The organism is Tepidimonas alkaliphilus, from assembly GCF_007556595.1.
Taxonomy (GTDB): Bacteria; Pseudomonadota; Gammaproteobacteria; order Burkholderiales; family Burkholderiaceae_C; genus Tepidimonas; species Tepidimonas alkaliphila.
In genome coordinates this window covers 1-26,745 of sequence record NZ_VJNB01000016.1, presented here as the reverse complement: position 1 = coordinate 26,745, position 26,745 = coordinate 1, and the positions used below count along the sequence as shown (strand labels likewise).

Below are 26,745 nucleotides of genomic sequence, written 5' to 3'. Positions count from 1 at the left end.
CACCCCCCCCGCCCGCCCCTGCAGCGCGCGTCGCAGAGCCGGCTGCCTTGCCGCGTGAACTCGCGCCAACCGAAGCCCGCGCACGCCCCTCAGCTTCCACCCCGCCCGTGTTGGCAACCGAGTCGCAGTTGGATCCGCCGCCGGCGGTCGAACTCCCCGCTTCGGCCACCCACGTGGTGACCGTGCAAGCGCCGCGCGATTTATGGGAGCGCATCAGTCGCGGCTTTGCGATGCCTGACTTGGACGATCCCGAGCGCGTGGCGCAATGGGAGCGCTGGTACGCCAGTCGTCCGGACTACCTGCAGCGCATGGTCGATCGCGGCAGCAAGTATCTGTTCCACATCGTGGAGGAATTGGAGCGCCGCGAGCTGCCACTGGAGTTGGCCCTGCTGCCGTTCATCGAAAGCGCCTTCAACCCGCAAGCGGTGTCGCGCGCCAAGGCCGCCGGCATGTGGCAATTCATGCCGGCCACCGGGCGCCACTTCGACCTCAAGCAGAACGCCTTCCGCGACGACCGGCGCGACGTGCTGGCCTCCACCCGCGCCGCGCTGGACTACCTGGAGCGGCTGCACCGCATGTTCGGCGACTGGCACCTGGCGCTGGCGGCTTACAACTGGGGCGAAGGCAACGTGCAGCGTGCGATGAAGCGCAACCAGGCCGCCGGGCTGCCCGCCGGGTACCTGGACCTGCGCATGCCGGATGAGACGCGCCATTACGTGCCGAAGTTGCAGGCAGTCAAAAACCTGGTGCGCGCCCCCGACGCCTACGGCGTGCGGCTGCCGGTGGTGGGCAACCATCCGTTCTTTGACAGCGTGCGCATCGAACGCGACATGGACGTGGCGCTGATCGCCCGGCTCGCCGGCGTATCCGAAGCGGACTTCCGCACCCTCAACCCGGCGCACCACAAGCCGGTCATCATGGCCGCCGGCACGCCGGAAATTCTGCTGCCGTGGGATCACGCGGTGCAGTTCGCCGAACGCCTCAAGGAATGGCGCGGCCCCACCGCCAGCTGGACCGCTTGGCGCGTGCCGCGCGACATGACGGCGGCGCAGGCCGCGCGCGAGCTGGGCTGGGATGAAGTGCAGCTGCGGCAAATCAACCGCGTCCCGCCACGCATGAAGCTCAAGGCTGGCTCCACCATCCTGGTGCCGCGCGAAGGCCGGCTCGATCGCGACGTGCCCGAGCAACTGGCCGACCACGGTCAGATCTTGCTGGCGCCTGAGGCGCCGCCGGTGCGCACGGTGCGCATCAAGGCCCGCTCAGGCGACACGCTGGCCAGCATCGCGCGTCGCCACGGGGTGCGGGTCGCGGATTTGGCCGCCTGGAACGGCCTTAAGCCCAACGCGCCGCTGCGCGCGGGCCAAGTGCTGCACGTGCAAACTCGGGCGCCGGCCAAGGCGACGGCGGCCAAAGCCTCTGGCGCACGCAGCGCCAAGGCTGCGCCACGGCGCGACGGGCCGCGCACCCGCGCCGCTGACGCCGCGCGCCCGTCCGACAAGACCTCCAACCGGCCAACCGCCCACACCGCGCAACGCTAACCTTTGGTAGCGCGCCTGACGCGCCAAAAAACAAGCCAGCCTCTCGGAGGCTGGCTTGTGTGATTTTGGAGCGGGAAACGAGTCTCGAACTCGCGACCTCAACCTTGGCAAGGTTGCGCTCTACCAACTGAGCTATTCCCGCCTGAGCGGCAGGCACGGGAGCCTGCCGCGCTGACTGGAGGCGCGGGCCGGAGTCGAACCGACCTACTCGGATTTGCAATCCGGTGCATAACCGCTTTGCTACCGCGCCTTGTCCGGTTCAACCCGGCCAACCGCCGGTGGGGCGCTGACTTGCTTTGGCCATCACAAGCCAGCCTCCCAATATTCTGGAGCGGGAAACGAGTCTCGAACTCGCGACCTCAACCTTGGCAAGGTTGCGCTCTACCAACTGAGCTATTCCCGCTTGATCGACGACCCTGCTGTCATCAGCATGTCGTCCGAAGCCCGTATTATAGCGAAAAAACCGTCCCGCCACCTTCAGTGCGTCACCGCCGGGGCCTGCCCGCCCGCAGCGGAGGCCGCCGGTGGCAGCGCCGGCTCCTCCTCCGGCAGCGGCGCCGGCTGGCGCTCCAGCGCCAGCTCCAGCACGCGGTCGATCCACTTGACCGGCACGATCTCCAGCCCCTGCTTGACGTTGTCCGGGATCTCGGCCAAGTCCTTGACGTTTTCCTCCGGGATCAGCACGGTGCGGATGCCGCCGCGCAGCGCCGCCAGCAGCTTTTCCTTCAGCCCGCCGATGGCGGTGACCTCGCCGCGCAGCGTGATCTCGCCGGTCATCGCCACGTCGGCGCGCACCGGGATGCCGGTCAGCGCCGAGACGATTGCGGTGGTCATCGCAATGCCGGCGCTGGGGCCGTCCTTGGGCGTGGCGCCATCGGGCACGTGGATGTGGATGTCCTTCTTCTCGAACAGCTCGTCGGCGATGCCCAGGCGCCGCGCACGGCTGCGCACCACGGTGCGCGCGGCCTCCACCGACTCCTTCATCACGTCGCCCAGCGAGCCGGTGCGGATCACGTTGCCCTTACCGGGCATGATCGCCGCCTCGATCGTCAGCAGATCGCCGCCGACCTCGGTCCACGCGAGCCCAACCACCTGCCCGACCTGGTTCTGCTGCTCAGCGCGGCCGAACGCGTACTTGCGCACGCCGAGGAAGTCCGCCAGGTTGTCCGGCGTGACGACCACGGGCTTGGCCATCTTGCCCAGCAGCAGACCCTTGACCACCTTGCGGCAGATGCGCGAGATCTCGCGCTCCAGCGCGCGCACGCCGGCCTCGCGCGTGTAGTAGCGCACGATGTCGCGCACGGCGGCTTCGCTCACCTCCAGCTCGTCGTCCTTGACGCCGTTGTTCGCGCGCTGCTTGGGCAGCAGGTAGCGCAGCGCGATGGCCACCTTCTCGTCCTCGGTGTAGCCCGACAGGCGGATCACCTCCATGCGGTCCAGCAGCGCCGGCGGGATGTTGAGCGAGTTGGACGTGGCCACGAACATCACGTCCGACAGGTCGAAGTCCAGCTCGACGTAATGATCCTGGAAGGTGTGGTTCTGCTCGGGGTCCAGCACCTCCAGCAGCGCCGAGGCCGGGTCGCCGCGGAAGTCCATGCCGAGCTTGTCGATCTCGTCCAGCAGGAACAGCGGGTTGCGCACGCCGACCTTGGTGAGGTTCTGCAGCACCTTGCCCGGCAGCGCGCCGATGTAGGTGCGCCGGTGGCCGCGGATCTCGGCCTCGTCGCGCATGCCGCCCAGCGCCATGCGCACGTACTTGCGCCCGGTGGCCTTGGCGATCGACTGGCCCAGCGACGTCTTGCCCACCCCCGGCGGGCCGACCAGGCACAGGATCGGCGCCTTGACCTTGTCCACGCGCTGCTGCACCGCCAGGTACTCCAGGATGCGCTCCTTGACCTTCTCCAGCCCGTGATGGTCGGCGTTGAGCACCTCCTCGGCGTAGGCCAGGTCGTGGCGCACCTTGGTCTTCTTGCTCCACGGCAGGTTGACCAGCACGTCGATGTAGTTGCGCACGACGGTGGCCTCGGCCGACATCGGCGACATCAGCCGCAGCTTCTTCAGCTCGCTTTCAGCTTTCTTGCGCGCTTCTTTGGGCATACGCGCCTTCTTGATTTTCTTTTCCAGCTCCTCGAGGTCGGCACCCTCCTCGCCCTCGCCGAGCTCCTTCTGGATCGCCTTGACCTGCTCGTTGAGGTAAAACTCGCGCTGGTTTTTTTCCAGCTGGCGCTTGACCCGCCCGCGGATGCGCCGATCGACGTTGAGGATCTCGACCTCGGCTTCCAGCTGCGCGAACAGGTGCTCCAGCCGCGGCACCAGCCGCTCCAGGTCGAGCACGCTCTGCTTGGCCTCCAGTTTCAGCGGCAGGTGCGCCGCGATCGTGTCCGCCAGCCGCCCCGGGTCGTCGATGCTGGCGATCGAGGTCAGGATCTCGGCCGGGATCTTCTTGTTGAGCTTGACGTATTGCTCGAACTGCTGCATGACGGCGCGACGCAGCGCCTCCAGCTCCTTCGGGTCGGCCTCGGCGCGCTCGGCCTCGGTGTCCACTGGCAGCACGTGGGCCGAGAAGTGTTCCGCGCCATCTTCCACCCGCAGCACTTTGGCCCGCTGCACGCCCTCCACCAGCACCTTAACGGTGCCGTCGGGCAGCTTGAGCATCTGCAGAATGCTGGCCACGCAGCCGACCTCGAACAGGTCGCTCGGGGTCGGCTCATCTTTGGCGGCGGTCTTCTGCGCCACCAGCATGATGCGCCGCTCGTGCGCCATGGCGGCCTCAAGCGCCTTGATGCTCTTGGGCCGCCCGACGAACAGCGGGATCACCATGTGCGGAAAGACAACCACGTCGCGCAGCGGCAGCAGCGGCAGCGTGACGGGCTGGGCAGGCAGCGGAGGCAGTCCGGACATGAATCGGTTCCTTTCAGTCGCCGCAGGTGGGGGCGGCGCTCGTGAAGTTCAAGCTTATGCGACAGCGGCGGGTCTGCGCGCCGTCGGCGCGTGCAGCCGCTCTCACGCCTGCTTGACCTCCTCGTGATAGACCAGCAGCGGCGCACGCCCTTCGGTGATGGTGGCCTCCTCCACCACCACGCGGCGCACGTGGCGCAGGCTGGGCAGCTCGAACATCGTATCCATGAGCGCCTGCTCCAAGATCGAGCGCAGGCCGCGCGCGCCGGTCTTGCGCTGCAGCGCCTTTTTGGCGATCGCGCGCAGCGCCGCCGGGCGCACCTCCAGCTCCACGCCTTCCATCGCAAACAGCTCGGCGAATTGCTTGACGATGGCGTTCTTGGGCTCGGTGAGGATGCGCACCAGCGCCTCCTCGTCCAGCTCCGCCAAAGCGGTGATGACCGGCAAGCGCCCCACCAGCTCCGGGATCAGGCCGTAGCGCACCAGGTCATCTGGCTCTACCTGGGCGAACAACTCGGTCAGCGGGCGCTCGCGCTTGCTGCGCACCGCGGCGCCAAAACCGATGCCGCTGGCCTCGGTGCGCGCCTCGACAATTTTTTCCAGCCCAGCAAACGCCCCGCCGCAGATGAACAGGATGTTGGTGGTGTCCACCGCGATCATGTCCTGGTTGGGGTGCTTGCGCCCGCCCTGCGGCGGCACGTTGGCCACCGTGCCTTCGATGAGCTTGAGCAGCGCCTGCTGCACGCCTTCGCCGGAGACGTCGCGCGTGATGGAGGGATTCTCGGACTTGCGCGTGATCTTGTCGATCTCGTCAATGTAAACGATGCCGCGCTGCGCTTTTTCGACGTCGTAGTCGCAGGTCTGCAGCAGCTTGGCGATGATGTTTTCGACGTCCTCGCCGACGTAGCCGGCCTCGGTCAGCGTGGTGGCGTCGGCCATGACGAACGGCACATCCAGCTTGCGCGCCAGCGTGGCCGCCAGCAGCGTCTTGCCGCTGCCGGTCGGGCCGATCAGCAAGATGTTGCTCTTGGCCAGCTCCACGTCGCTGCGCTGCGCCGCATCGTTGTGGCGCAGCCGCTTGTAATGGTTGTAAACCGCCACCGCCAGCGTCTTTTTGGCCGCCTCCTGCCCGATCACGTACTGGTCCAAGTGCGCCTTCAGCTCCGCAGGGGTCGGCAGCGCATCGGCGGGCGCGCGCGCCGGTTCGGCGGGGCGCTTGGCGTCGTCGTCGCGGATGATGTCGTTGCAAAGCTGGATGCATTCGTCGCAAATGAACACCGACGGGCCGGCGATCAACTTGCGAACCTCGTGCTGGCTTTTGCCGCAGAACGAGCAATACAGCGTTTTGTCGCGGGAGCTTCTTTTGTCAGGCATGGGGCAGCTCAGTGTGGGCCAAAGGGCTCTTTAGGCACGCTTGTCGATCACCTTGTCCACCAGGCCATATTCGGCGGCCTCGGCGGCGGACATGAAGAAGTCACGGTCGGTGTCGCGCTCGATTTTTTCCAGCGGCTGGCCGGTGCGCTCGCTCAAAATGCGGTTCAGGTCGGCCCGCAAGCGCAGGATTTCGCGCGCGTGGATTTCGATATCCGACGCCTGACCCTGCGCGCCGCCCAGCGGCTGATGGATCATCACGCGCGCATTCGGCAAGGCAAAGCGCTTGCCTTTGGCGCCAGCAGCCAGCAAAAAAGCCCCCATGCTGGCCGCCATGCCAATGCAAAGCGTCGAGACATCCGGCTTGATAAAATTCATCGTATCAAAAATCGCCATGCCGGCGCTGACCGATCCTCCCGGCGAATTGATGTAAAGCGAAATGTCTTTATCGGGGTTTTCGCTTTCCAAAAACAGCAGTTGGGCCACCACCAAGCTGGCGGTCTGATCGTTGACCGGACCGACCAGAAACACCACCCGCTCTTTAAGCAGACGAGAGTAAATGTCATAGGCCCGCTCGCCGCGGCCCGACTGTTCGATGACCATGGGGATCAGGCCCAAGGCCTGCGTGTCCAGCGCGCTCATGCGTTGTGTGCTCCGTTGCGTCGATGCAAACTGAACTCTGAGAAGGCGATGATGCCGGAACTGTAACCGCTTCGGCGCCGATGCGCGTTCCAGCCAGCAAAAAAGGGCGGACCATCGTCCGCCCCTGGCGCTGCGGCCAGCCCCGCAGGGCTGCCTCAAGCCCCCATCAGCTCGGCGAAGGTCAGCGCCTTGGATGTCACTTTGGCTTTGGAGAAGATGAAATCGGCCACGTTGTTTTCCAGCACAATGGCCCGGATTTCCCCAAGCCGCTCCGGGCTTGACTTATACCAACGCACCACCTCCTCGGGTTGCTCGTAAGAGGCGGCCAGCTCGCGGATGTGGGCGTCAACCTGCTCTTCGGTGGCGCGCAGGTCGTGCGTCTTGATGAGTTCGGCCACCACCAGCCCCAGCCGCACGCGGCGCTCGGCCTGCTCCTGAAAAACCTCGCGCGGCATCGGAGCCTGCTCAGCGTTTTGAATGCCGCGCTGCTTGAGATCCTGGCGGGCGCTTTCGATCAGGCGGTCGATTTCGGCTTCCACGGCGGCTTTGGGCAGATCCAGCTCAGCGGCCTGGGCCAGCGCCTCCAGCGCCGTGACTTTGTTGCGCGCCTGCAGACGGAACTTCAGCTCGCGCTCGAGGTTGCGGCGAATGTCTTCGCGCAGCGCCTCTTCGGTGCCGGCCTCGATCCCAAGGGACTTGACAAACGCCTCGTTCACCTCGGGCAGATGCTGCTGCTCGATCTTCTTGACCGTGACGAGGAAGTCCGCCGTCTTGCCAGCCACCTCGCGACCCGGGTAATCCTGCGGAAACGCCAGCGGAAAGGTCTTGGACTCGCCGACCTTCATGCCGCGCACGGCGTTTTCGAATTCGGCCAGCATCTGCCCTTCGCCCAACACAAAGCGAAAATCGCTGGCCTTGCCGCCGGCAAACGGCTCGCCGTCGATCTTGCCTTCAAAATCGATCGTGACGCGGTCGCCGTCCTGCGCCGGCTCGCCCTCGGCACGCGGGGTGAACGTGCGGCGCTGCTTGCGCAGGATCTCCAAGGTGCGCTCGACAGCCGCCTCATCCACGGCAGCCTCAACTTTTTCCAGCTCCAGCGCCGACAAGTCCCCCAGCTTGACTTCGGGATAAACCTCGAACACCGCTTCAAACGCCAGCATGCCCTGGGTGGCCGGCTCCTTTTCGGTGATGCGCGGCTGACCCGCCACGCGCAGCTGCGCCTCGGCCACCGCATCGGCGAAAGCTTGGCCCACCTGGTCGCTGACCACCTCGTAATGAACCGAAGCGCCATAGCGTTGCGCCACCACCGACAGCGGCACCTTGCCCGGGCGGAACCCGTCCATGCGCACCTGGCGCTGCAGCCGCTTCAGGCGGGCATCGACCTCTTTCTGGATCGCCTCCAGCGGCAGCTCGAGCGTGATCTTGCGCTCCAGCTTGTCCAGGGTTTCCACGTTGACAGCCATTGAGAACACTCCTCGAAGGGGACGAGGGATCCGCCCGGCCGGCGAATCCCGGGTATCCGGTCAGCCCGGCCACGCCTGCAGCCGGACAAATAATCGATTGTAGTGCAGCGCTCAGGCTCAGGATCCGGCAAGCCACGCCCACGCCGCCCAGGTCAGCAGGCTCAGCAGCGTGGCCGGCACGCCGATCGCGGCGTGGCGCCGCCAGTCCAGCCGCACGCCGTCGCGCGCGGCCAAGTCGGCCACGATCAGGTTGGCGATCGAGCCGACCAGCAGCAAGTTGCCGGCGTAGGTGCTCGCCAGCGCCAGCGTCACGCCGGCGCTGACCCCCTCCACGTGCGGCAGCAGCAGCATCACCGCCGGCACGTTGGAGACCAGGTTCGACAGCGCCAGCCCCACCCCAGCCAGCAGCGCCGGCTCGCCGAGCGCGATGCCGTGCCCCTGCAGCCACGCCACCGCCTGCGCCGCCAGCCCGGTGCGCTGCAGCCCGGCGTTGACGACGAACAGCCCCATGAACAGCAGCAGCAGCGGCCAGTCCACCAGCCCCATGAACTGCGCCGAGTGCAACCGCCGGCTCAGCAGCAGCACGCCTGCGGCCACCAGCGCCACCACCTCGTGCGGCCAGCGGGTGAACAGAAACGCCGCCAGCAGCGCCGCCGCCACCAGCAGCCCCTTGGCGGACTGCCAGCGATCGAACGGCGGCGCATCGTCCAGCGCCGCCACCGGCGGGGCCGCGCGCGGCGGCGTGCGCCTGAGCACCCCCACCATCCACAGCCACAGCGCCACCAGGGCCAGCAGCACCGGCGGCAGCGCCTGCGCGCTGTAGGCGGCGAACGGCAGCTTCAGCACCGAGCCGATCAGCATGTTCTGCGGATTGCCGATCAGCGTGGCGGCCGAGCCGATGTTGGCGGCGCACGCCACCGCCACCAGCCATGGCACCGGGTCCCAGCCGCGCCGCCAGGCGATGCGCACCACCACCGGCGTCACCGCCAGGCACACCACGTCGTTGGAAAACACCGCCGACAGCGCCGCCACCAGCGCCAGCAGCGCCGCCATCAGCGCCGCCGGCGGCCAGGCGCGCCGCCCCACCGCCAGCGTCACCGCACCGTAGAAGCCGCCCAGCCGCATCTGCGCCGACAGCAGCATGAAGGCGAACAGCAGCACGATCGTCGGCAGGTCGATCGCCGCAGCGGCCTCGGCCACCGACCACCCCTGCACCGCGATCATCGCGATCGCCCCGAGCACCGCCACCCCGCTGCGATCCAGCCCGGTGCGCGGCAACCCGCCGAAGAACATGCCCAGATAGACCACGCCGAACACGGCCAGTGTGCTCAGCGTCGTCAAGTCCGAGGGTAAAACCATATGAAAACGTTGATGCGGCACCGAGCGAGACGGTGGCCTTGATCCCTAAGGCGATGACAGTTCGGCGCGGCTTGAACGGCACCGGCTCGAGACACCGTGCCGCCGATCGCCCTAAGCGGTCTGGACAGCGCCTCAGCATGCAAGCCTCGCACGCGCATGACCCTGGACAAAACGGTGCGCGGGTTGACACAGGCCGCCCCCGAACCCGCGCGTTGGCCGCGGCCGGAATAGGCAGATTGTAGGAGCCCGGCTCTAACAAGCGCTTGTGCGCGCCGAGCTGACCGATCCAACCTTTGCAGCGGACATGCCCGGGCCAGGCCACGCCCGAGCGTCAAGCGGCGACGGCCCGCCCGGACAAAAGCCTCGCCCTCAAGGATCCGCGTCGATCCGCTCCCCCCACACGACTGTGGCGGTGCATGCCGGGGTTCGACGATGTGACACGGGGCGCCGGACAGAGTCGTTCACAACCCGCCGGGGGGCTACGGCATTTTCGTCAAGCTCGCACCTTCGACTCCGTCATGCACCCGCACTGAGCGCCGACCATGTGCAGGGCACCGTGCACTGCGTCAGGCCCATTGCGATGGACCTGCGCCATGATGACGTCGCCTTTCCCTCACGCCATCAGCGAACTCACCCCAAAAAAGGGCGCTAGAGGCACACCTGGCCGTCTTCATTCACTTTTAAAAGTCGAGGACTTCCACTTGTCCTCCGTTGCACGCTACGACCCTGCGACCGAGTCTTACTCCCTTTTTCAAAGTCGGGGAGGCTCTACTGGATGCGCTGGCTTTAGCCTTCAAAAGCCGACTTGGGCAGTCCGCTTTGGCGGACGATGGACTGGAAGGTGCCGGCGCGAATCTCGCGTCGCCCCGCCGGCACAATGACCACGTGCTCCCCGTCGGTGAGCTTGATGTGGCTGCCGCGCTGGCCGATCTGCCGGAACCCGGCGCGGTAGAGCGCGGCAAGGATCTCGGAAGTCGAATAACGCTTAGGCATCGAGCCGCAGCTGCCCCCATCGGGCCTGCGCCGGCAAGGGGGGGGGCACAGGCTCGTCTTCGAAGTAGAGCAGCAAAGCCTCCCGCAAGGCAGCCAGGGCTTCCTCTTCGCTGTCGCCCTCGCTGGCCACATCGACCTCAAGGCAGCGAGCCACAAACGCGCCATCTTCGGGCCAGACAACGTAATGCAGGGCAGCAGCGGTCATGGGAGGGCCTCCATGCAATCCTTCCATTGTAGGCCGCCGGGCTTGGGGGGCAAGCCATGACCCCGGTCACGCTGGTCACCGGCGGCGCAGGCTTTCTCGGCTCGCATCGGATCGACCGCCTGATCGCCGACGGTGAGAAGATCATCTGCGTCGATAACTTCTAGGGAAGGTCTGCTCAACCTCCGCTGCTGACGCTGCGGCGGGGCTTGGGTTTCGCTGATGGGTTCGGACATCGTTTCGGCGAGCTTTCGGGGCTGTTTCAGCCCCCGCCGGGGCCTTTGGCGGCCCCGCGAGACTGCCGGAATCATGCCTGAACCCACGATGTGAAACCCAAACCCCGCGACGGCGTCAGCAGCGGAGGTTGAGCAGACGTTCCCTAGATAAGGAACTCACCCGAGCACGCCACAAAGCGCAGCGCGCACCCCTGCTGTGGCTGCTGGTGGTCGACACCGGCCCACGCGACCCCGATGTCCCCATCCACGAGCGCCTCATCAGTGCGGGCTGCGCCGTGCAGAACGTCCTGCTCATGGCCACCGCGATGGGCTACGGATCGGCGCTGACCAGCGGCAAGGCCCTCGGATCCGCCGCGCTTCGTCGGGCCTTTGCTCTGGGCGCTACCGATCTGCCGGTGTGCTTCGTGAACGTCGGAACGGCCCACGAGGCGGGCCGCGCACCTCGACGACCGGCGCCCTCGCAGCTATTGTCGAGGTGGTCGCCGGACGGTTGATCGCTCAAAATTGATAATAATGATATGGTGCGCGGGGGGGGACTCGAACCCCCACGGTGTCGCCACCGTCAGGACCTAAACCTGGTGCGTCTGCCAATTTCGCCACCCGCGCAGTTGCGATCCCAGCCATGGGTGTGATCGCCTGGGCCCCAAGCGCCTTCATTGTATCGGGATCGCCGACCCGCGCCTGTTCGGAACCCGGCGGGGAACTTAAAACAACTCCACGCCGCCGCCGGCTTGATGCAGCGGCTCGCGGGCCAGCGGGGCGACGTCGCTTTCATAGCAGCGCACGGTGTTGCGACCTTGCGCTTTGGCCGCATAGACGGCCCGGTCGGCGCGCTCGAACGCATCCGAAGGCGTGTCAAACGGTCGCACGGCGGTGTAGCCGATGCTGACCGTGATCCGTCCGACCTGAGGAAAGGGATAAGCTTGCACCGCTTCGCGAAACCGCTCGAAGGCGGCAGCGGCGGCCTGCGCGTCGTCTGCGCGAATCAAGGCGACAAACTCTTCGCCGCCAAAACGGTAGAGGTGATCATCCTGGCGGAAAGTTTGTCGCAACAGCCGCGCCATCAACAGCAGCACCTCATCGCCAATGAGGTGGCCGAAGCGATCGTTGACCGCTTTGAAGTGATCCACGTCGATCACCCCGAGCCAGCGGGCACGGGCCGGAGAGCGTCGTTCGCCTGACGCCAAAGACGCTTCGGGCTCAGACGGTAGGCGCGTTGCCCGATAAAACGTGTCATCAAACGACTTGCGGTTGAGCAAACCCGTCAGCGTGTCGCGTTCGCTGGCATCCAGCAAATTGATCACGTTGATGTAAATGCGCCCGATGCCTTCGGCCACGCGGCGGTCTTGCCATCCCGCCGGACGCGCCCATTCAATATCAAGCGCCAACCGCCGCCCCCAGTCGGTTTGCAACGGCACCAGCAAGCGCCAACTCCCCGTGTCGAGCCGCGCGATGCGCGCCTGATCACAGTCGGGACCGCGAGCCCATGCAAGAACATCCGCTGCCGGGGCTGCCGCCGCCACCGCGGAGGACTGCCTGTCCGCCTTCGCCTCGGGCCTGGCTTGCGCTTGAAAGGCCGCGTAAGCGCACAGCCGCATCACTGGCCCCGAATCCGCCGCGTGCACCACCTCCCACAGTGCAACCGTCTGGGCGTGCAACACCGAGGCCAACACCTCCACCAGCGTGGCATCCAAGCCCTCCCGGTCGCGCCCATGGGTCAAACGGGCCACGTGTTCGAGGTGCTCCAGCGTCCGTGGGTGTGACATGTCGGCCCGCGCCACTGAGGCAGTCGTGCTTTTTGGATTGTTGTTCTGTTTTCGTTCTGATCTGCGCTTGCGCCCCGATAGTAACACCTTGAAGACGGCGCGCCATCCGGATCCCACCCGAACTTGACCGCGCGCCTGTGGCAACATCGGGCCACCATGGGGCTGGCCCACGCCGTTGACCATTACGAGAATTTCCCCGTCGCCTCGCTGCTGTGCCCGCCGCGGTGGCGCGGCGCGGTGGTGGCCCTGTATGGGCTCGCGCGCTGGGCCGACGACGTCGCCGACGAGGGCGACCGCCCCGCCGCGCAGCGGCTGGCGCTGCTGCGGCGGCTGCGCGCCGAGCTGCAGCGGGAGCCGGCCGGGCCCGCCGCCGACGACGCGCCGTGGGGCGCGCGCGTGCGCGACTGGCACGCCGCGCGGCGGCGCCACGGCCTGCCGCTGCAGCCGGTGCTGGACCTGCTGGATGCCTTCGAGCAGGATGTGCGCTGGACGGCGCAGCGCCGCCGCATGGCCGACGAAGCCGAGCTGCTGGATTACTGCCGCCGCTCGGCCAACCCGGTGGGCCGGCTGATGCTGCATCTGGCCGGCGTGCGCGACCCGCGGGCGCAGGCCGAAAGCGACGCCGTCTGCACCGCGCTGCAGCTGATCAACTGCTGGCAGGATCTGGGCGTGGACGAGGCGCGCGGGCGGCGCTACCTACCCGATGCCTGGCTGCGCCGCCACGGGCTGAATCCGCAGCGCCCGCTCACCGACCACGACGCCGAGGCGCTGACGCCCGTGGTGCGCCACGGCTGCGCGGTGGCCCGCGCGGCGCTGGCGCGCGGCTGGGACCTGCCGCGGCGCGTCGGCGGCCGCTTCGGCTGGGAGCTGCGGCTGGTGCTGCAGGGAGGCTTGCGCGTGCTGCAGCGCGTGGAGGCGCTGGGTGGCCGGGTGCTCGCGCAGCGCCCGCGCCTGCGCGGCGCCGACGTCCCCCTTCTGCTGTGGCGCGCGCTGGCGCACCGCCCGCCCGCCGTTCGAGACGAACTCGTATGCTGAACCCGACGACCCTGTGCGGCGCGGCGCTGGCCGCGCTGATCTTCGCGGCGCTGCCGTGGCCAGCGCTGGCCGCCGCCTCCGAAACCGGGCCTGCCGCACCACCCAGCGCGGCGGCGCCGGCGCTGGTGCAAGTGCAGCCGCTGGCGCAGGTGGCGCTGCGGCCCGAGCGCCAGGCCAGCGCCCAGGTGGTGGCGCGCAACGAGGCCAGGATCGCCGCCGAGGTTGGCGGCGTGCTGCAGCGCTGGAGCGCCGACGTCGGCCAGGCGGTGCGCGCCGGGCAGGAACTGGCGCGGCTGGACGCCACCGACCTGCAGCTGGCGCGCGACCGCGCCCGCGCCGCGCGGGATGCCGCGCGCGCCCGGCTGGAGCTGGTGCAGACGCAACTGCGCCGCGCGCGCGAGCTGCAGGCGCAGGGCTTTCTGTCGCCCGAGGCGCTCAACGCGCGCGAGACGGAGCTGGCGCTGCAAAGCGCCGAACTGGCCAGCGCCGAAGCCGCCCTGCAGACCGCCGAGCGCCAGCTGGCCAAGGCGGTGATCCGCGCGCCGTTTGCCGGCGCGGTGACGCAGCGGCTGGCGCAGCAGGGCGAGACGGTGGCGCCGGGCTCGGTGCTGTTCGTGCTGGCACAGACCGACGGCGTGGAGCTGCAGGCGGCGCTGAGCCCCGCCGAGGTGGCCGAGCTGCGCGCCGGGGCGCAGGCGCGCTTCGAGGCCGACGACGGCCAGGTGCGCGCGGCGCGCCTGCTGCGCGTGGTGCCGACGGTGGCACCGGCCACGCGGCTGCAGACGGTGCGGCTGGCGCTGCAGGGCGCGGCGCTGCCGCCCGGCACCGCCGGCCTGCTGCGCTGGGCAGCGCCGCAGCCGCACGTGCCGGCGGCGCTGCTGGTGCGCCGCGGCGCGCAGCTGGGTGTCTTCATCGTGGAGGGCGATGGTGCGGCGGCGCGGGCGCGCTTCGTGCCGCTGCCCGGCGCGCAGGAGGGCCGCCCGGCCCCGGCGGCGGGCCTGCCCGATGGCGCGCGCCTCGTGGTGCGCGGCCAGCAGGCCCTGCGCGACGGCCAGCCGGTGACGCCGGCCCCGTGAGCACGCGCGGAGACCCGAGCCGATGCGACTGCTGCGCGCCCTCATCACCAACCATCCGCTGGCCAACATCGCGTTCGTGGTGGTCATGCTGCTGGGCCTGCTGGCCTACCTGCAGATGCCGCGCGAGCGCGACCCCGAGATCAATTTCAATTGGGTCAACGTCACCACGGTGCTGCCCGGCGCGAGCGCCGAGGACGTCGAGCGGCTCGTCACCAACCCGCTGGAGGACGCGATCAAGGGGGTGGCCGACATCCGCTTCGTCAGCTCCAGCTCGCGCGAGAACGTCTCCAGCCTGCTGATCCGCTTCGGCGAGCTGGACGAGCGCACCTTCGACAAGCGCATCAACGACCTGCGCCGCGAGATCCAGAACAAGGCCAGCACCGAGCTGCCGGAGCAGGCGCAGCAGCCGCGCATCCTGGAGATCTCCACCTCCAACGGCTTTCCGACCGCCATCATGCGCCTGACCGGCCAGGCCGACGACGAGGTGCTGCGCCGCGAGGGCCGGCGCATCCGCAGCCAGCTGGAGCGGCTGCGCGGGGTGGACCAGGTGTTCGCCTCGGGGCTGCGCGACCCCGAGATCCGGGTGGAGCCGGATGCGGCGGCACTGGCCGCGCGCGGGCTGACCGCCGCCGACGTGGCCGACGCGCTGCGCGGCTTCTGGCGCGACACCGCCGCCGGCACGCTGGCCACGCAGCAGGGCGTGTGGACGATCGCGGTGGCCGGCATCACGCTGGACCCCGAGCGGCTGGCGCGGCTGGAGGTGGCCGCCGCCGGCCGGCCCGGCGCGCGCGCGCGGCTCGGCGAGGTGGCGCGCGTGGAGTGGGCGCGCGCCAAGCCGGCGCAGCTGGCTTCGATGGACGGCCAGCCGGCGATCTCGCTGGCGGTGACGAAGAAGGCGCGCGTCAACACGCTGCAGCTGCTGGACGACCTGCGCGCCTTCATCGCGCGCGAGAACGCCGTGCTGGCCGCGCAGGGCCTGCAGCTGACGCTGACCGACGACCAGACCATCCCGACGCGCGAGGCCATCGGCGTGATGGAGTCCAACGCGCTGGTGGGGGTGCTGCTGGTGCTGGCGATCTGCTGGGTGTTCCTCGGCTGGCGCATCGGGCTGCTGGTGGCGCTGGGCATCCCGTTTGCGCTGCTGGGCACGTTTGCGCTGCTGGGGGCACTCGGCTACACCGTCAACATCTCGATCCTGCTCGGCGTGGTGATCGCGCTGGGCATGCTGGTGGACGACGCGGTGGTGGTGGTGGAGGCGATCTACTACCGGCTGGAGCGCGGCCAGCAGGCGCTGCAGGCCAGCCTGGACGGCATCGCCGAGGTCTGCAAGCCGGTGGTGGCCTCGGTGGCGACGACGCTGGCGGCCTTTCTGCCGCTGATGCTGCTGCCGGGCATCGTCGGCAAGTTCATGTTCATCATCCCGTTCGTCGTCACGCTGGCGCTGCTGATCTCGTTGCTGGAGGCGTTCTGGATGATGCCGGTGCACGTCAGCATGCTGCGCGTGCGGCTGGACCGTCCCTCGCGCGTGCAGGCGTGGCGCAACCGCTTCAACCGCGCGGTGCGGCTGCGCTACGCGCAGGCGCTGGCCTACGCGCTGCGCCGGCCGTGGGCGTTCCTGGCCGGCGGGGCGGCCATCATCGCCGGCGCCGCCGCGCTGGTGGCCACCGGCGTGGTGCGGGTGCAGTTCTTCGCCTTCGACCCGATCCGCGCCTTCTACGTCAACGTGGACCTGCCGGCCACCGCGTCGCTGGAGGAAACGCTGGCCGAAACCGAGCGCGTCGAGCAGCTGGTGCGGCGCCACCTGCGTGGCGTCGGCCCGGCCGAGGACGGCCACGAGGCGCGCGCCGTCACCTCCACCGCCGGCCTGAAGTTCACGCAGACCGAGCCGGTCTATGGCGACGCCTACGGGCAGGTGTTCGTGTCGCTGAACCCGCGCACGGCGCAGGCGCGCGACGTGCAGGAGGTGGTGGCGGCGATGCGCGCCGAGGTCGAGGCGCTGCCCGGCCCGGGGCGCAAGAGCTTCACGCTGCTGTCGGGCGGGCCGCCGGCTGGCAAGCCGATCAGCGTCAAGGTGCGCGGCGACGACTGGGCGCAGATCGAGGCCGCCGCCGCGGCGCTCAAAGGGTTGATCGCCGCCCTGCCCGGCGCGCGCGACGTGCAGGACGACAGCCTGCCCGGGCGGCCGTTGCTGCGGCTGGAGTTGAAGCCCGAGGCGCTGCGCGAGCTGGGCCTGTCGGCCGCGCAGGTGACGCGGCTGGTGCGGCTGGCGGTCGATGGCGAGGTGGTGGCCTTCACGCGCGAGGGCGGCGACAAGATCGAGCTGCGCGTGCGCCAGCGCCTGCCCGAGACCCTGCCCGCCGACCCCGCCGTGCTGCTGGCCACGCCGGTGGCGCTGCCCGGCGGCGGCGTCACGCAGCTCGGCGCGCTCGTGGAGGCGCAGGTGGAGCCCACGCGCGGCTTCATCCGCCACCACAACCTGCGCCGCGCCATCACCGTGGAGGCCGACCTCGACAAGGCGGTGCTCGACACCGCCGAGGCCAACCGCCGCATCCGCGCCGCGTGGGAGACGCTGCGCCTGCAGCATCCCGGCGTCGATCTGGACTTCTCCGGCGAGCTGGAGGACATCGAGGAGAGCCTTGCGGCCATGCAGCGGCTGTTCCTGCTCGGCGTCGGGCTGATCTACCTGATCCTGGCGGCGCAGTTCCGCAGCTACTTCCAGCCGCTGATGATCCTGGTGACGGTGCCGCTGGCGTTCGCCGGCGTGGCGGTGGGGCTGGCGATCACGCGCAACCCGCTGTCGCTGTACACGCTCTACGGCGTGATCGCGCTGACCGGCATCGCGGTCAACTCCGCCATCGTGCTGATCGATGCGGCCAACGAGCGGCTGCGCAGCGGCATGGGGCTGGTGCACGCCACGCTCTACGCGGCGCGGCGGCGCGTGGTGCCGATCCTCATCACCAGCACGACGACGATCGGCGGGCTGGTGTCGCTGGCCTTCGGCTTGGGCGGCCACAGCCTGCTGTGGGGGCCGGTGGCTTCGGCCATCGTCTGGGGGCTGCTGGTCTCCACCCTCCTGACGCTGTTCGTGGTGCCGCTGCTCTACCTCGTCTTCATGCGCCGCGCGGCGCGCCGGCTGGCGCGGGCGGAGGCCGCGGCATGACGAGCCCGGCCCTGCAGCAGGCGCAGGCGTGGGCGCAGGAGCGCGCCGCCGCCGCCGGCAGCAGCTTCTATTACGCCTTCCTGTTCCTGCCACCCGAGCGGCGCGCGGCGATCACGGCGTTCTACGCCTTCTGCCGCGAGATCGACGACATCGTTGACGAGGTGCGCGAGCCCAGCGTCGCGCAGGCCAAGCTGGCCTGGTGGCGCCAGCAGGTGGCGCTGGCCTTCAGCCCCGGGCGCCGCGCCGACCACCCGGCGCTGGTGGCGCTGCAGCCGCACATTCCGGTCTATGGCCTGCAGCCCGAGCCGCTGCTGGCGGTGATCGACGGCTGCGAGCTCGACCTGCAGCAGAACCGCTGGCTGGACTTCGCGGCGCTGGCGCACTACTGCCACCTGGTGGCCGGCGTCGTCGGCGAGGTGGCCGCGCGCATCTTCGGCCAGACCGAGGACGGCACCACCGCCTACGCGCACCGGCTGGGCCGCGCGCTGCAGCTGACCAACATCATCCGCGACGTCGGCGACGACGCGCTGCGCGGGCGCATCTACCTGCCGCTGGAGGAGCTGCGCCGCTTCGAGGTCAAGCCGCGCGAGCTGCTCACCCTCGGACAGGAGGCCGAGGCCGGCTTCGAGGTGCGCTTCGAGGCGCTGATGCGCTTTCAGATCGAACGGGCGCTGGCCACCTACGACGAGGCGGTGGCGCTGCTGCCGGCAGCCGACCGCGCCAGCCAGAAGCCGGGGCTGATGATGGCCAGCATCTACCGCGCGCTGCTGCACGAACTGGCGCGCGCGCCGCGGCGCGTGCTGCGCGAGCGTGTGGCGCTGACCCCGTTGCGCAAGCTGTGGCTGGCGTGGAAGATGCAGGCGCTGGGGCGGTGGTGAGCGCGCCAACCGTGGTGGTGATCGGCGGCGGCTGGGCTGGGCTGGCCGCGGCGGTGGCGGCGGCGCGCGCCGGCTGGCGCGTCACGCTGCTGGAGGCCAGCCGCCACTGGGGCGGGCGCGCGCGGCGGCTGCAGTGGCCGGACGGGCGAGGCGGCTCGCTCACGCTCGACAACGGCCAGCACATCCTGATCGGCGCCTACGGGGCCACGCTCGGCCTGCTGGAGCAGCTCGGCGTGCCGTGGCACCGTCAGCTGCAGCGGGTGCCGCTGATGCTGCCGCGGCCAGACGGCACCGGCCTGATTCCGCCCGGCTGGGCCACGCGGCTGCCCGCGCCGCTGGCGCTGGCCGCCACGCTGTTGACGGCGCGCGGCTGGGGCTGGGGCGAGCGCGCGGCGGCCTTGGGTCGCGCGGCGCGCTGGATGGCCGCCGGCTTCACCTGCGCGCCGCAGGCCACGGTGGCCGACCTGGCCGCCGGGCTACCGCCGCGCGTGGTGGACGAGCTCATCGAGCCGCTGGCGGTGGCGGCGCTCAACACCGCGCTCACCAAGGCGTGCGGCGCCACCTTCCTGCGCGTGCTGCGCGACGCGCTGCACGCCCCGGCCCCGGCGGGCCTGGCGCCAAGCGACCTGCTGCTGCCGCGCGGTGACCTCGGCGCTTTGCTGCCGGATGCGGCCACCGCGTGGCTGGCCCGGCGCGGCGCGGCGCTGCGCCTCGGCGCGCGCGCGCTGGCGCTGGCGCGCCGCAACGGCGGCTGGCGCGTGCGGCTGGCCGACGGCACGGCGCTGGACGCCGACGCGGTCATCCTGGCCACGCCAGCGCCCGAGGCCGCGCGGCTGGCCTCGACCTGGGCCGACGATCCGGTCTGCCCGGCGCCCGAGGCCACGGCCGTGCGCGGCTGGGCCGCGCAGGCCAAGGCGCTGGCTCACGTGCCGATCGCCACCGTCCATGCCCGCGCACCGCGCGGCTGGCGCTGGCGCTGGCCGCACCCACTGCTGGCGCTGCCGTTTGAGGCGCGGCGCGCGCCGGCGCAGTTCGTCTTCCACCGCGGCGCGGCGGGCGCCGGCGAGGACGGCGCGCTGCTGGCCGCCGTCGTCAGCAGCCCCGACCCGTCGTGGGACGGCGACCGTAAGGGCCTGGCCGCCGCCGTCACCCGGCAACTGGCCGCGGCGCTGGCCTGCCCCGGCGTGCAGGCGCTCGCCGCCGTCGTCGAGCGGCGCGCCACCTTCGCCTGCACGGCGGGGCTGCGCCGCCCGCCGGGGCGGTTGGCCGACGGGCTGCTCGCCGCCGGCGACTACGTGGCCGGCCCCTACCCCGCCACGCTGGAAGGTGCCGTGCGCAGCGGGCTGGCGGCGGTGGGCGTCCTGCGCGGCGACATCCTTGCCTGAATCAATCGAACAGCCGGCGCAGCAGGTCGTCGCGGCTGCAACCCAGATGCGCCGCCACGCTGTCGAGCACCGCCGCCAGCGTGCCGATACGCAGCGGATCGAGTGCCGGAACCGTGACGTGGTGCTGGCCGCCGAGCGTCGTCGTCAGCCGCAGATGGCTGCCGGTCTGGCGCGTCACGTCATAACCGACCCGTGCAGCCGCCGCACCAGCTCCCGCCCGGACAGGTCGCGCGGAATTCTCACGCGGCGATGACCTCCTCGCGCGTGATGTGCAGCCGGATCAGCCGCGGACGGTCCGGCTCGTCGAAGTGGCAGGCCACCGCATCGCGCAGTTGCTGGTGTAGCGCCGGCAGCTCATCGGCCTCGGTGAAGATGTCGGCGCCGACAGCACGGGCGAGCCAGCCACCTTCGGGTGCCTGTTCGACGATGAAATGGATCTCGGTCATGCGGTTTTCCCTTTCAGCCGCTGACGGCGGCGGTCGGCGCCCCGGCCAAGGTCGGACGCGCGGGCCCGGGCAGCCCGACGCCTCGCCGCACGCTCACCCCTGCCCCTTCGCCGCCGCCTTGAGCGCCTGGTAGGCGGGACGGGCGTGGCAGCGCTGCAGCCAGTCGTGCACGCGCGGGAAGGCGTGCATCAGCTCGTGCGACGGGCGCGCCCAGTTGGCCACGCAGGCCACGCACAGGTCGGCGATGGTGAAGCGCGCCGCGGCCAGGTGGTCGTGCCCCTGCGCGGCGCGCGCGCTCAAATGATCCTCCAGCACCTTCAGCGGCACGCGCAGGCGCCGCTCGGCGGCGGCGAGCTTGTCGGCGTCGCGCCGCTGCGGCGGCAGGCCCAGCCGGTGCATCAGCACGCACAGCGCGTCGGCCTCGAGTTCCGTGACGGCCCAGAACGCCCAGCGCAGTGCCTCGGCGTCCTCCGCCGGGTTGGCCGGCGCCAGGTCGCTGCCGTCGCCCTTGCCGTAGTGCCGCGCCAGATAGAGCGCGCAGGCCATCGACTCCCACACCACCACGCGCCCCTCCGGACGCTCGTCCACCAGCACCGGGATGTGGCCGTTGGGGTTGAGCGCCAGAAAGTCCGGCGTGCGCGTCGCCCCGCCCTGATACGGCGTCGGCACGTGGGTGTAGGGCACGCCCAGCTCCTGCGCGGCCCACAGCGGCCGCACCGCGCGCGAGGCGAAGATGCCATGGATCGTCAGCGCCATCGGTTCATGCTCCTTGCATCGGCGGCCCCCCTCACGCGAGGCCCAGCCGTTCACACAATTCCAGCAGATGCGCCACCTGCGCGTGCGGGCGCTCGTGCGGCTGCGGCTGCACGCCGCCGGCGTGCAGCGCGCGCGCCATGTCCCCGCCGCCGCAGCCGCAGTCCTTCGGCTGCAGCGCGGCGTCCCAGTCATGGCCGTGGCGGTTGACCCAGACGGCGGCCAGCCCGGCGCGGCGCGCCCCGACCACGTCCAGCAGCGGGTCGTCGCCGACGTGCAGCGCCGCCTGCGGCGCCACGCCCGCCGCCGCCAGCGCCGCCTGGTAGATGCCGGGGTGGGGCTTGGCCACGCCCGCCTCGCGCGCGCCGACGTGGGCGACGAAGTAGTCACCCAGGCCGACGCGGCGCACGTCGGCGTTGCCGTTGGAGACCGCCACCAGCGGCCAGCGCGCCGCCAGCCGCTCCAGCGCCGGGCGCGCGTCCGCGAACAGCTCCACACGCTGACGCTCGGCGTAGAACACCTCGAACGCCGGCTCCGCCAGCGCCGGGTCGTCGCCGCTTTCACGCAGCGCGACGCGGATCGCCTCGCGGCGCAGGAAGGTCAGGTCATGGTGGCGGTCCGGGTGGTCGCGCTGCACGCCGGCGCGCACCGCGCGCGCCCAGGCGCGGTCGCGCAGCCGCGCGGCGGTGGCGGGCGCGTGCGTCTCCAGCCAAGCCTGCAGCGCGGCTTCGGCGCGCTCGATCGTGGGCCGCATCGGCCACAGCGTATCGTCCAGATCCAGGGTCAAGGCCCGCAGGCCGGCGGCGTCGATCATCGTGCGCCAGAATACCACCATGCGCATGCACCCCGAACCTGCCTACACCCACGGCCAGCCCGCCCGCACGGGCATCCTGTGGATCAACCTCGGCACGCCCGAGGCGCCCACCCCGGCCGCCCTGCGCCGCTATCTGGGCCAGTTCCTCAGCGATCCGCGCGTGGTGGAGCTGCCGCGCGCGCTGTGGTGGCCGATCCTGCACGGCATCATCCTCAACGTGCGGCCGCGCAAGTCGGCGGCCAAGTACGCCACCATCTGGACGCCGGAGGGCTCGCCGCTGAAGGTGTGGACCGAGCGGCAGGCCAAGCTGCTGCAGGGCCTGCTGGGCGAGCGCGGCCACCACGTGACGGTGCGCTGGGCGATGCGCTACGGCGAGCCCGCCATCGCGCGCGAGCTGGACGCGCTGAAAACCGCCGGCTGCACGCGCATCCTGATCCTGCCGGCCTACCCGCAATACTGCGCCGCCACCACTGCCAGCGCCTTCGACGAGGTGTGGCGCTGGGCGGGCGCGCGGCGCTGGGTGCCGGAGCTGCGCTTCGTCAACCACTACCACGACGACGCCGGCTACATCGCGGCGCTGGCCGCGCGCGTGCGCGCCCACTGGGCCGAGCACGGGCGGCCCGAACGGCTGGTGATGAGCTTTCACGGCATGCCGGCGCGCACGCTGCAGCTCGGCGACCCTTATCACTGCGAATGCCACAAGACCGGCCGGCTGCTGGCCGAGGCGCTGGAGCTGCCGCCCGGGCAGGCGGTCGTGACGTTCCAGTCGCGCTTCGGCCGGGCGAAGTGGCTGCAGCCGTACACCGAGCCGACGCTGGTGGAACTCGCCCGCCAGGGCGTGGGCCGGGTGGACGTGGTGTGCCCCGGCTTCACCGCCGACTGCATCGAGACGCTGGAGGAAATCGACCAGGAGGCGCGCGCGGCCTTCCTGGCCGCCGGCGGGCGGGCGTTCCACTACATCCCGTGCCTGAACGACGACCTGGGCTGGCTGCGGGCGCTGGCGGACCTGGCCGAGCGGCACCTGGCCGGCTGGCCGACACGCACGCCGCACGACCCCGCCGCCGCCGAGGCCACGCGCCAGCGCGCGCGGGCGCTGGGCGCGACGATGTGAGGCGCGCGGCGCGCTACCATCGGCATCGATGAGCCGGACGTCCCGCCCGAACCATCCCGACGCCGGGGAGGAGCCTGGCCGCGTGCGGCTGGACAAGTGGCTGTGGGCCGCGCGTTTTTACAAGACCCGTGCGCTGGCGGCCGAGATGATCGACAAGGGCCGCGTGTGGGTCAATGGCCAGCCGGCCAAGGCAGCGCGCGCGCCGCGCCCCGGCGACGTGATCCGGCTGCGCACCGGCGACGTCGAGCGCACCGTGGTCGTCAGGGCGCTGTCGGCGGTGCGCGGCCCGGCGCCGCAGGCCGCCCTGCTCTACGAGGAGACACCCGAGTCGATCGAGGCGCGCCAGCGCCACGCGGAGCTGCGCCGACTGGCGCCGGAGCCGGCGCTGGCCTACACCCAGGGCCGCCCGACCAAGCGCGACCGGCGCGAGCTGGAGCGCTGGCGCACCCGTGGCGCCGCCCCGGACTGGAACGCGCGCTGGAGCGCGTCGCTGGACGACTGATTCACCCTGCCGTGACCGAGGAGACCCCCGATGCCCCGCTACCCGCTGCCCGAGCTGAAGGACCTGCCCGACGACATCCGCGCCCGCATCCTGGAGGTGCAGGAAAAGGCCGGCTTCGTGCCCAACGTCTTTTTGATGTTCGCCCGCCGCCCGGCGGAGTGGCGCGCCTTTTTCGCCTACCACGACGCGCTGATGATGCCGGAGACGGTCGGGCGCTCCTCCAACCTGACCAAGGGCGAGCGCGAGATGATCGTCGTGGCCACCAGCGCCGCCAACCAGTGCCTCTACTGCGTGGTGGCGCACGGCGCCATCCTGCGCATTTATGAGAAGAAGCCCTTGGTAGCCGACCAGGTGGCGGTCAACTACCGCAAGGCCGACATCACGCCGCGTCAGCGGGCAATCCTCGATTTCGCCATGAAGGTGTGCCAGCGCTCGCACGAGGTCGAGGAAGGGGACTTCGCCGCGCTGCATGCGCACGGCCTGAACGACGAGGACATCTGGGACATCGCCGCCATCACCGCCTTCTTCGGCCTGTCCAACCGCATGGCCTCGTTCAGCGGCATGGAACCCAACCCCGAGTTCTACCTGATGGGCCGGCTGCCTAAAACGGCTGCGGCTTGAGCTGCGACCTGCACTGCCCCCTGTTCAAGCGGCTCTGCTTGAGGTGTCGTCCTCTCGACAACGGCAACGCCCTGCTCCCCTTTTACAATCCAAAATCAAGGCCATTCGAGAAACGCGCGGTCAAGCCAGGCCATACCGCGCCGGCCTTTTCGATTAGACGCCATGAAAACCCCAGCCCACCTGATTGAACAGTTCGGCCCGCGCGAGGCCATGGAGTACGACGTCGTCGTGGTCGGCGCCGGCCCGGCGGGGCTGGCCACCGCGATCCGGCTCAAGCAGCTGGCCGCCGCCCAGGGTGCGGAGACGTCGGTCTGCGTGCTGGAGAAGGGCTCCGAGCCGGGCGCGCACATCCTGTCGGGCGCGGTGATGGATCCGCGCGCGCTGACCGAGCTCTTTCCCGACTGGCAGGAGCGCGGCGCGCCGCTGAACCAGCCCGTCACCGCCGACGAGGTGCTGTTCCTCGACGCCAACCGGGCCATCCGCACGCCGCAGTGGGCCATTCCCGATTGCTTCCACAACGAGGGCAACTATGTCATCAGCCTCGGCGCCGTCGTCAAGTGGCTGGCCGAGCAGGCCGAGGCGTTGGGCGTGGAGATCTTTCCCGGCTTCACCGCCGCCGAGGTGCTCTACGACGAGCAGGGGCGCGTGGTCGGCGTGGCCACCGGCCACATGGGCCTCGGCAAGGACGGCGAGCCCACCGACGCCTTCCAGCTCGGCATGGAGCTGCGCGCCAAGTACACCGTGTTCGCCGAGGGGGCGCGCGGTCACCTGGGCAAGGAGCTGATCGCGCGCTTCCGGCTCGACGAGGGCCGCGACCCGCAGACCTACGGCATCGGCATCAAGGAGCTGTGGGAGATCCCGCCCGAGAAGGCCAAGCCGGGCCTCGTGGTGCACACCGCCGGCTGGCCGCTGGACGAGCACACCTACGGCGGCGGCTTCCTCTACCACATGGAGGGCAACAAGGTCACGCTCGGCTTCGTCGTCGGGCTGGACTACCAGAACCCGTGGCTGAGCCCCTTCGAGGAGATGCAGCGCTGGAAAACCCACCCGGCGATCCGCGCCCACCTCGAGGGCGGCAAGCGCATCGGCTACGGCGCGCGCGCCATCACCGCCGGCGGGCTGCTGAGCCTGCCCAAGACCGTCTTCCCCGGCGGCGCGCTGGTGGGCTGCGACGCCGGCTACCTCAACGCCGCGCGCATCAAGGGCAGCCACGCCGCCATCAAGACCGGCATGCTGTGCGCCGAGGCGGCCTTCGAGGCGCTGCGCGCCGGCCGCGCGCACGACGAGCTCGCCGCCTACCCGGCCGCGTTCGAGCGGAGCTGGCTTTATGAGGAACTGCACCGCGCGCGCAACTTCAAGACCTGGTTCAAGAAAGGCAACACGATCGGCGCGCTGATGACCGGCATCGAGCACTGGCTGCTGCCGCGGCTGGGCATCAAGAGCCCGCCGTGGACGGTGCATCGCCACACGCCCGACCACGCGCGCCTGCATGCGGCCAGCCAGGTCGAGCCGATCCGCTACCCGAAGCCCGACGGCGTGCTGACCTTCGACCGGCTCTCCAGCGTGTTCCTGTCCAACACCAACCACGAGGAAAACCAGCCCGCGCACCTGACGCTGAAGGACGCCTCGGTGCCGGTGGCGGTCAACCTGGCGCTCTACGCCGGGCCGGAGAGCCGCTACTGCCCCGCCGGCGTCTATGAATTCGTCGAAAAGGACGGCGCACCGCAGCTTGTCATCAACGCGCAGAACTGCGTGCACTGCAAGACCTGCGACATCAAGGATCCGACGCAGAACATCGTCTGGGTCACGCCCGAGGGCGGCGGCGGGCCGAACTACGCGGGCATGTGACCGCGATGGAAAAGCAGTTCAACACGGCAGGTCCGTCGATTCCTGGGGATCACTACCTGTTGGATCCGTTGGCGCGCGTGGATTTGGCCGAGATTGAATCACTCATCGAGGCCAAGCGCTACTTCGTGCTGCACGCCCCGCGGCAGACCGGCAAGACCACGGCGCTGCTGGCGCTGATGGAGCATCTGAACCGGCAGGGGCGTTACCGGGCGCTGTATGCCAACATCGAGACCGCGCAAGCGGCGCGCGGCAACGTCGCCGAAGGCATGGCCACCATCATACGCGCGCTGGCCAGTGCGGCGCACAACTACTGGCAAGACGAAGCCGCCGCGCGGATGGCCCTGGAGCTGCTGGGCACCGTGGGCGTCCATGACTGGGTGCGTACGCTGCTCGAACGCTGGAGTCGGACGGATGCGCGGCCCATCGTGCTGCTGCTGGACGAAGTCGATGCGCTCATCGGCGACACGCTGATCTCCCTGCTGCGCCAGATCCGCGCCGGCTACGCGCAGCGCCCGACGGCGTTTCCGCAGACGGTGGTGCTGTGCGGCGTGCGCGACGTGCGCGACTACCGCATCCACAGCGGCGACGGCGAGATCATCACGGGCGGCAGCGCCTTCAACATCAAGGCCGCCTCGATCCGGCTGGGCA

24 protein-coding genes, 4 tRNA genes and 1 pseudogene are annotated in these 26,745 nt (G+C 70.2%); 13 read left to right on the top strand and 16 right to left on the bottom strand.

Annotated features, from left to right (window positions below; translation table 11 throughout):
- The first annotated feature begins 107 nt into the window (after nt 1–107).
- A complete protein-coding gene (locus Talka_RS11400) occupies nt 108–1,538 on the top strand; it encodes a transglycosylase SLT domain-containing protein (protein WP_246100677.1) in 1,431 nt (476 codons plus the stop codon).
- A 66-nt stretch (nt 1,539–1,604) separates the two neighbouring features.
- On the opposite strand, the gene Talka_RS11395 is transcribed toward Talka_RS11400, so the two are convergent.
- From Talka_RS11395 to Talka_RS11350, 10 genes are all read right to left on the bottom strand, one after another.
- Nucleotides 1,605–1,680, bottom strand: a tRNA-Gly gene (locus Talka_RS11395).
- Between the two features lie 34 nt (nt 1,681–1,714).
- Nucleotides 1,715–1,788: transfer RNA gene (locus Talka_RS11390), tRNA-Cys, on the bottom strand.
- 77 nt (nt 1,789–1,865) lie between these two features.
- A tRNA-Gly gene (locus tag Talka_RS11385) sits at nt 1,866–1,941 on the bottom strand.
- A 74-nt stretch (nt 1,942–2,015) separates the two neighbouring features.
- Entirely contained in the window at nt 2,016–4,439 is a 2,424-nt protein-coding gene (lon, locus tag Talka_RS11380; RefSeq protein WP_143891441.1) for an endopeptidase La, read from the bottom strand.
- A 102-nt stretch (nt 4,440–4,541) separates the two neighbouring features.
- Entirely contained in the window at nt 4,542–5,810 is a 1,269-nt protein-coding gene (gene clpX, locus Talka_RS11375; RefSeq protein ID WP_143891440.1) for an ATP-dependent Clp protease ATP-binding subunit ClpX, read from the bottom strand.
- Nucleotides 5,811–5,840: 30 nt separating this feature from the next.
- On the bottom strand, nt 5,841–6,449 hold the full coding sequence (gene clpP, locus Talka_RS11370; RefSeq protein ID WP_143891445.1) for an ATP-dependent Clp endopeptidase proteolytic subunit ClpP: 609 nt from the start codon (nt 6,447–6,449) through the stop codon (nt 5,841–5,843).
- A 155-nt stretch (nt 6,450–6,604) separates the two neighbouring features.
- On the bottom strand, nt 6,605–7,912 hold the full coding sequence (tig, locus tag Talka_RS11365; RefSeq protein WP_143891439.1) for a trigger factor: 1,308 nt from the start codon (nt 7,910–7,912) through the stop codon (nt 6,605–6,607).
- A gap of 117 nt (nt 7,913–8,029) precedes the next feature.
- Entirely contained in the window at nt 8,030–9,271 is a 1,242-nt protein-coding gene (locus tag Talka_RS11360) for an SLC13 family permease (RefSeq protein ID WP_143891438.1), read from the bottom strand.
- 786 nt (nt 9,272–10,057) lie between these two features.
- Nucleotides 10,058–10,264, bottom strand: a complete 207-nt coding sequence (locus Talka_RS11355; protein ID WP_143891437.1) for a type II toxin-antitoxin system HicA family toxin — start codon at nt 10,262–10,264, stop codon at nt 10,058–10,060.
- On the bottom strand, nt 10,257–10,469 hold the full coding sequence (locus Talka_RS11350; RefSeq protein ID WP_143891436.1) for a type II toxin-antitoxin system HicB family antitoxin: 213 nt from the start codon (nt 10,467–10,469) through the stop codon (nt 10,257–10,259). The genes Talka_RS11355 and Talka_RS11350 overlap by 8 nt, the downstream gene beginning before the upstream one ends.
- A 56-nt stretch (nt 10,470–10,525) precedes the next feature.
- On the opposite strand from Talka_RS11350, the pseudogene Talka_RS11345 reads away from it, so the two are divergent.
- Together Talka_RS11345 and Talka_RS11340 are read left to right on the top strand one after the other, a co-directional pair.
- Nucleotides 10,526–10,630 (top strand): annotated as a pseudogene (locus Talka_RS11345) (NAD-dependent epimerase/dehydratase family protein); the annotation flags it as partial.
- Nucleotides 10,631–10,764: 134 nt separating this feature from the next.
- Nucleotides 10,765–11,196: a nitroreductase family protein gene (locus Talka_RS11340; RefSeq protein ID WP_143891435.1), complete on the top strand. Its 432-nt coding sequence runs from the start codon at nt 10,765–10,767 to the stop codon at nt 11,194–11,196.
- A 25-nt stretch (nt 11,197–11,221) separates the two neighbouring features.
- On the opposite strand, the gene Talka_RS11335 is transcribed toward Talka_RS11340, so the two are convergent.
- Both Talka_RS11335 and Talka_RS11330 read right to left on the bottom strand, forming a co-directional pair.
- Nucleotides 11,222–11,308 (bottom strand) — tRNA-Leu (locus Talka_RS11335).
- Nucleotides 11,309–11,406: 98 nt separating this feature from the next.
- On the bottom strand, nt 11,407–12,468 hold the full coding sequence (locus Talka_RS11330) for a GGDEF domain-containing protein (protein WP_143891434.1): 1,062 nt from the start codon (nt 12,466–12,468) through the stop codon (nt 11,407–11,409).
- 156 nt (nt 12,469–12,624) lie between these two features.
- On the opposite strand from Talka_RS11330, the gene hpnC reads away from it, so the two are divergent.
- The 5 genes from hpnC to hpnE are packed head-to-tail and all read left to right on the top strand — an operon-like array spanning nt 12,625 to nt 20,002.
- Entirely contained in the window at nt 12,625–13,503 is an 879-nt protein-coding gene (gene hpnC / locus Talka_RS11325; RefSeq protein WP_143891444.1) for a squalene synthase HpnC, read from the top strand.
- Complete coding sequence (locus Talka_RS11320; RefSeq protein WP_143891433.1) at nt 13,497–14,579, top strand: efflux RND transporter periplasmic adaptor subunit; 1,083 nt, start codon at nt 13,497–13,499, stop codon at nt 14,577–14,579. The genes hpnC and Talka_RS11320 overlap by 7 nt, the downstream gene beginning before the upstream one ends.
- Nucleotides 14,580–14,601: 22 nt before the next feature.
- Entirely contained in the window at nt 14,602–17,739 is a 3,138-nt protein-coding gene (locus Talka_RS11315) for an efflux RND transporter permease subunit (protein WP_143891432.1), read from the top strand.
- Entirely contained in the window at nt 17,736–18,617 is an 882-nt protein-coding gene (hpnD, locus tag Talka_RS11310) for a presqualene diphosphate synthase HpnD (RefSeq protein WP_143891431.1), read from the top strand. The genes Talka_RS11315 and hpnD overlap by 4 nt, the downstream gene beginning before the upstream one ends.
- On the top strand, nt 18,614–20,002 hold the full coding sequence (gene hpnE, locus Talka_RS11305; protein WP_246100675.1) for a hydroxysqualene dehydroxylase HpnE: 1,389 nt from the start codon (nt 18,614–18,616) through the stop codon (nt 20,000–20,002). The genes hpnD and hpnE overlap by 4 nt, the downstream gene beginning before the upstream one ends.
- A gap of 1 nt (nt 20,003) precedes the next feature.
- On the opposite strand, the gene Talka_RS11300 is transcribed toward hpnE, so the two are convergent.
- From Talka_RS11300 to Talka_RS11285, 4 genes are all read right to left on the bottom strand, one after another.
- Entirely contained in the window at nt 20,004–20,180 is a 177-nt protein-coding gene (locus Talka_RS11300; protein WP_221933891.1) for a type II toxin-antitoxin system HicA family toxin, read from the bottom strand.
- A 61-nt stretch (nt 20,181–20,241) separates the two neighbouring features.
- The gene (locus tag Talka_RS11295; RefSeq protein ID WP_143891429.1) at nt 20,242–20,448 is read right to left on the bottom strand and encodes a 2-oxoisovalerate dehydrogenase; all 207 of its coding nucleotides are present in this window, start codon (nt 20,446–20,448) and stop codon (nt 20,242–20,244) included.
- Nucleotides 20,449–20,541: 93 nt separating this feature from the next.
- Nucleotides 20,542–21,204, bottom strand: coding sequence for a glutathione S-transferase family protein (locus tag Talka_RS11290; RefSeq protein WP_143891428.1), 663 nt, complete (start codon nt 21,202–21,204; stop codon nt 20,542–20,544).
- A gap of 31 nt (nt 21,205–21,235) precedes the next feature.
- Nucleotides 21,236–22,042, bottom strand: a complete 807-nt coding sequence (locus tag Talka_RS11285) for an HAD-IA family hydrolase (RefSeq protein ID WP_246100674.1) — start codon at nt 22,040–22,042, stop codon at nt 21,236–21,238.
- On the opposite strand from Talka_RS11285, the gene hemH reads away from it, so the two are divergent.
- From hemH to Talka_RS11260, 5 genes are all read left to right on the top strand, one after another.
- Nucleotides 22,035–23,126, top strand: a complete 1,092-nt coding sequence (gene hemH, locus Talka_RS11280; protein ID WP_143891427.1) for a ferrochelatase — start codon at nt 22,035–22,037, stop codon at nt 23,124–23,126. The genes Talka_RS11285 and hemH overlap by 8 nt on opposite strands.
- 28 nt (nt 23,127–23,154) lie before the next feature.
- The gene (locus Talka_RS11275) at nt 23,155–23,628 is read left to right on the top strand and encodes an RNA-binding S4 domain-containing protein (RefSeq protein ID WP_143891426.1); all 474 of its coding nucleotides are present in this window, start codon (nt 23,155–23,157) and stop codon (nt 23,626–23,628) included.
- A gap of 30 nt (nt 23,629–23,658) precedes the next feature.
- Entirely contained in the window at nt 23,659–24,249 is a 591-nt protein-coding gene (locus tag Talka_RS11270; RefSeq protein WP_143891425.1) for a peroxidase-related enzyme, read from the top strand.
- Between the two features lie 162 nt (nt 24,250–24,411).
- Nucleotides 24,412–26,097, top strand: a complete 1,686-nt coding sequence (locus tag Talka_RS11265) for an electron transfer flavoprotein-ubiquinone oxidoreductase (protein ID WP_143891424.1) — start codon at nt 24,412–24,414, stop codon at nt 26,095–26,097.
- Between the two features lie 5 nt (nt 26,098–26,102).
- Nucleotides 26,103–26,745 (top strand): AAA family ATPase (locus Talka_RS11260; protein WP_143891423.1); only part of this gene is annotated, 643 nt, incomplete at its 3' end.

Bases quoted from the DNA above. Each gene is read 5' to 3' on its own strand.
- Talka_RS11315 (WP_143891432.1), top strand. From the start codon at position 14,602: ATGCGACTGCTGCGCGCCCTCATCACCAACCATCCGCTGGCCAACATC.
- hpnD (WP_143891431.1), top strand. From the start codon at position 17,736: ATGACGAGCCCGGCCCTGCAGCAGGCGCAGGCGTGGGCGCAGGAGCGC.
- Talka_RS11330 (WP_143891434.1), bottom strand. From the start codon at position 12,468: ATGTCACACCCACGGACGCTGGAGCACCTCGAACACGTGGCCCGTTTG.
- lon (WP_143891441.1), bottom strand. From the start codon at position 4,439: ATGTCCGGACTGCCTCCGCTGCCTGCCCAGCCCGTCACGCTGCCGCTG.
- Talka_RS11270 (WP_143891425.1), top strand. From the start codon at position 23,659: ATGCCCCGCTACCCGCTGCCCGAGCTGAAGGACCTGCCCGACGACATC.
- tig (WP_143891439.1), bottom strand. From the start codon at position 7,912: ATGGCTGTCAACGTGGAAACCCTGGACAAGCTGGAGCGCAAGATCACG.
- clpP (WP_143891445.1), bottom strand. From the start codon at position 6,449: ATGAGCGCGCTGGACACGCAGGCCTTGGGCCTGATCCCCATGGTCATC.
- Talka_RS11265 (WP_143891424.1), top strand. From the start codon at position 24,412: ATGAAAACCCCAGCCCACCTGATTGAACAGTTCGGCCCGCGCGAGGCC.
- Talka_RS11350 (WP_143891436.1), bottom strand. From the start codon at position 10,469: ATGACCGCTGCTGCCCTGCATTACGTTGTCTGGCCCGAAGATGGCGCG.
- Talka_RS11320 (WP_143891433.1), top strand. From the start codon at position 13,497: ATGCTGAACCCGACGACCCTGTGCGGCGCGGCGCTGGCCGCGCTGATC.
- hemH (WP_143891427.1), top strand. From the start codon at position 22,035: ATGCGCATGCACCCCGAACCTGCCTACACCCACGGCCAGCCCGCCCGC.
- clpX (WP_143891440.1), bottom strand. From the start codon at position 5,810: ATGCCTGACAAAAGAAGCTCCCGCGACAAAACGCTGTATTGCTCGTTC.
- Talka_RS11290 (WP_143891428.1), bottom strand. From the start codon at position 21,204: ATGGCGCTGACGATCCATGGCATCTTCGCCTCGCGCGCGGTGCGGCCG.
- Talka_RS11275 (WP_143891426.1), top strand. From the start codon at position 23,155: ATGAGCCGGACGTCCCGCCCGAACCATCCCGACGCCGGGGAGGAGCCT.
- hpnC (WP_143891444.1), top strand. From the start codon at position 12,625: ATGGGGCTGGCCCACGCCGTTGACCATTACGAGAATTTCCCCGTCGCC.
- Talka_RS11285 (WP_246100674.1), bottom strand. From the start codon at position 22,042: ATGCGCATGGTGGTATTCTGGCGCACGATGATCGACGCCGCCGGCCTG.
- Talka_RS11295 (WP_143891429.1), bottom strand. From the start codon at position 20,448: ATGACCGAGATCCATTTCATCGTCGAACAGGCACCCGAAGGTGGCTGG.
- Talka_RS11360 (WP_143891438.1), bottom strand. From the start codon at position 9,271: ATGGTTTTACCCTCGGACTTGACGACGCTGAGCACACTGGCCGTGTTC.
- Talka_RS11355 (WP_143891437.1), bottom strand. From the start codon at position 10,264: ATGCCTAAGCGTTATTCGACTTCCGAGATCCTTGCCGCGCTCTACCGC.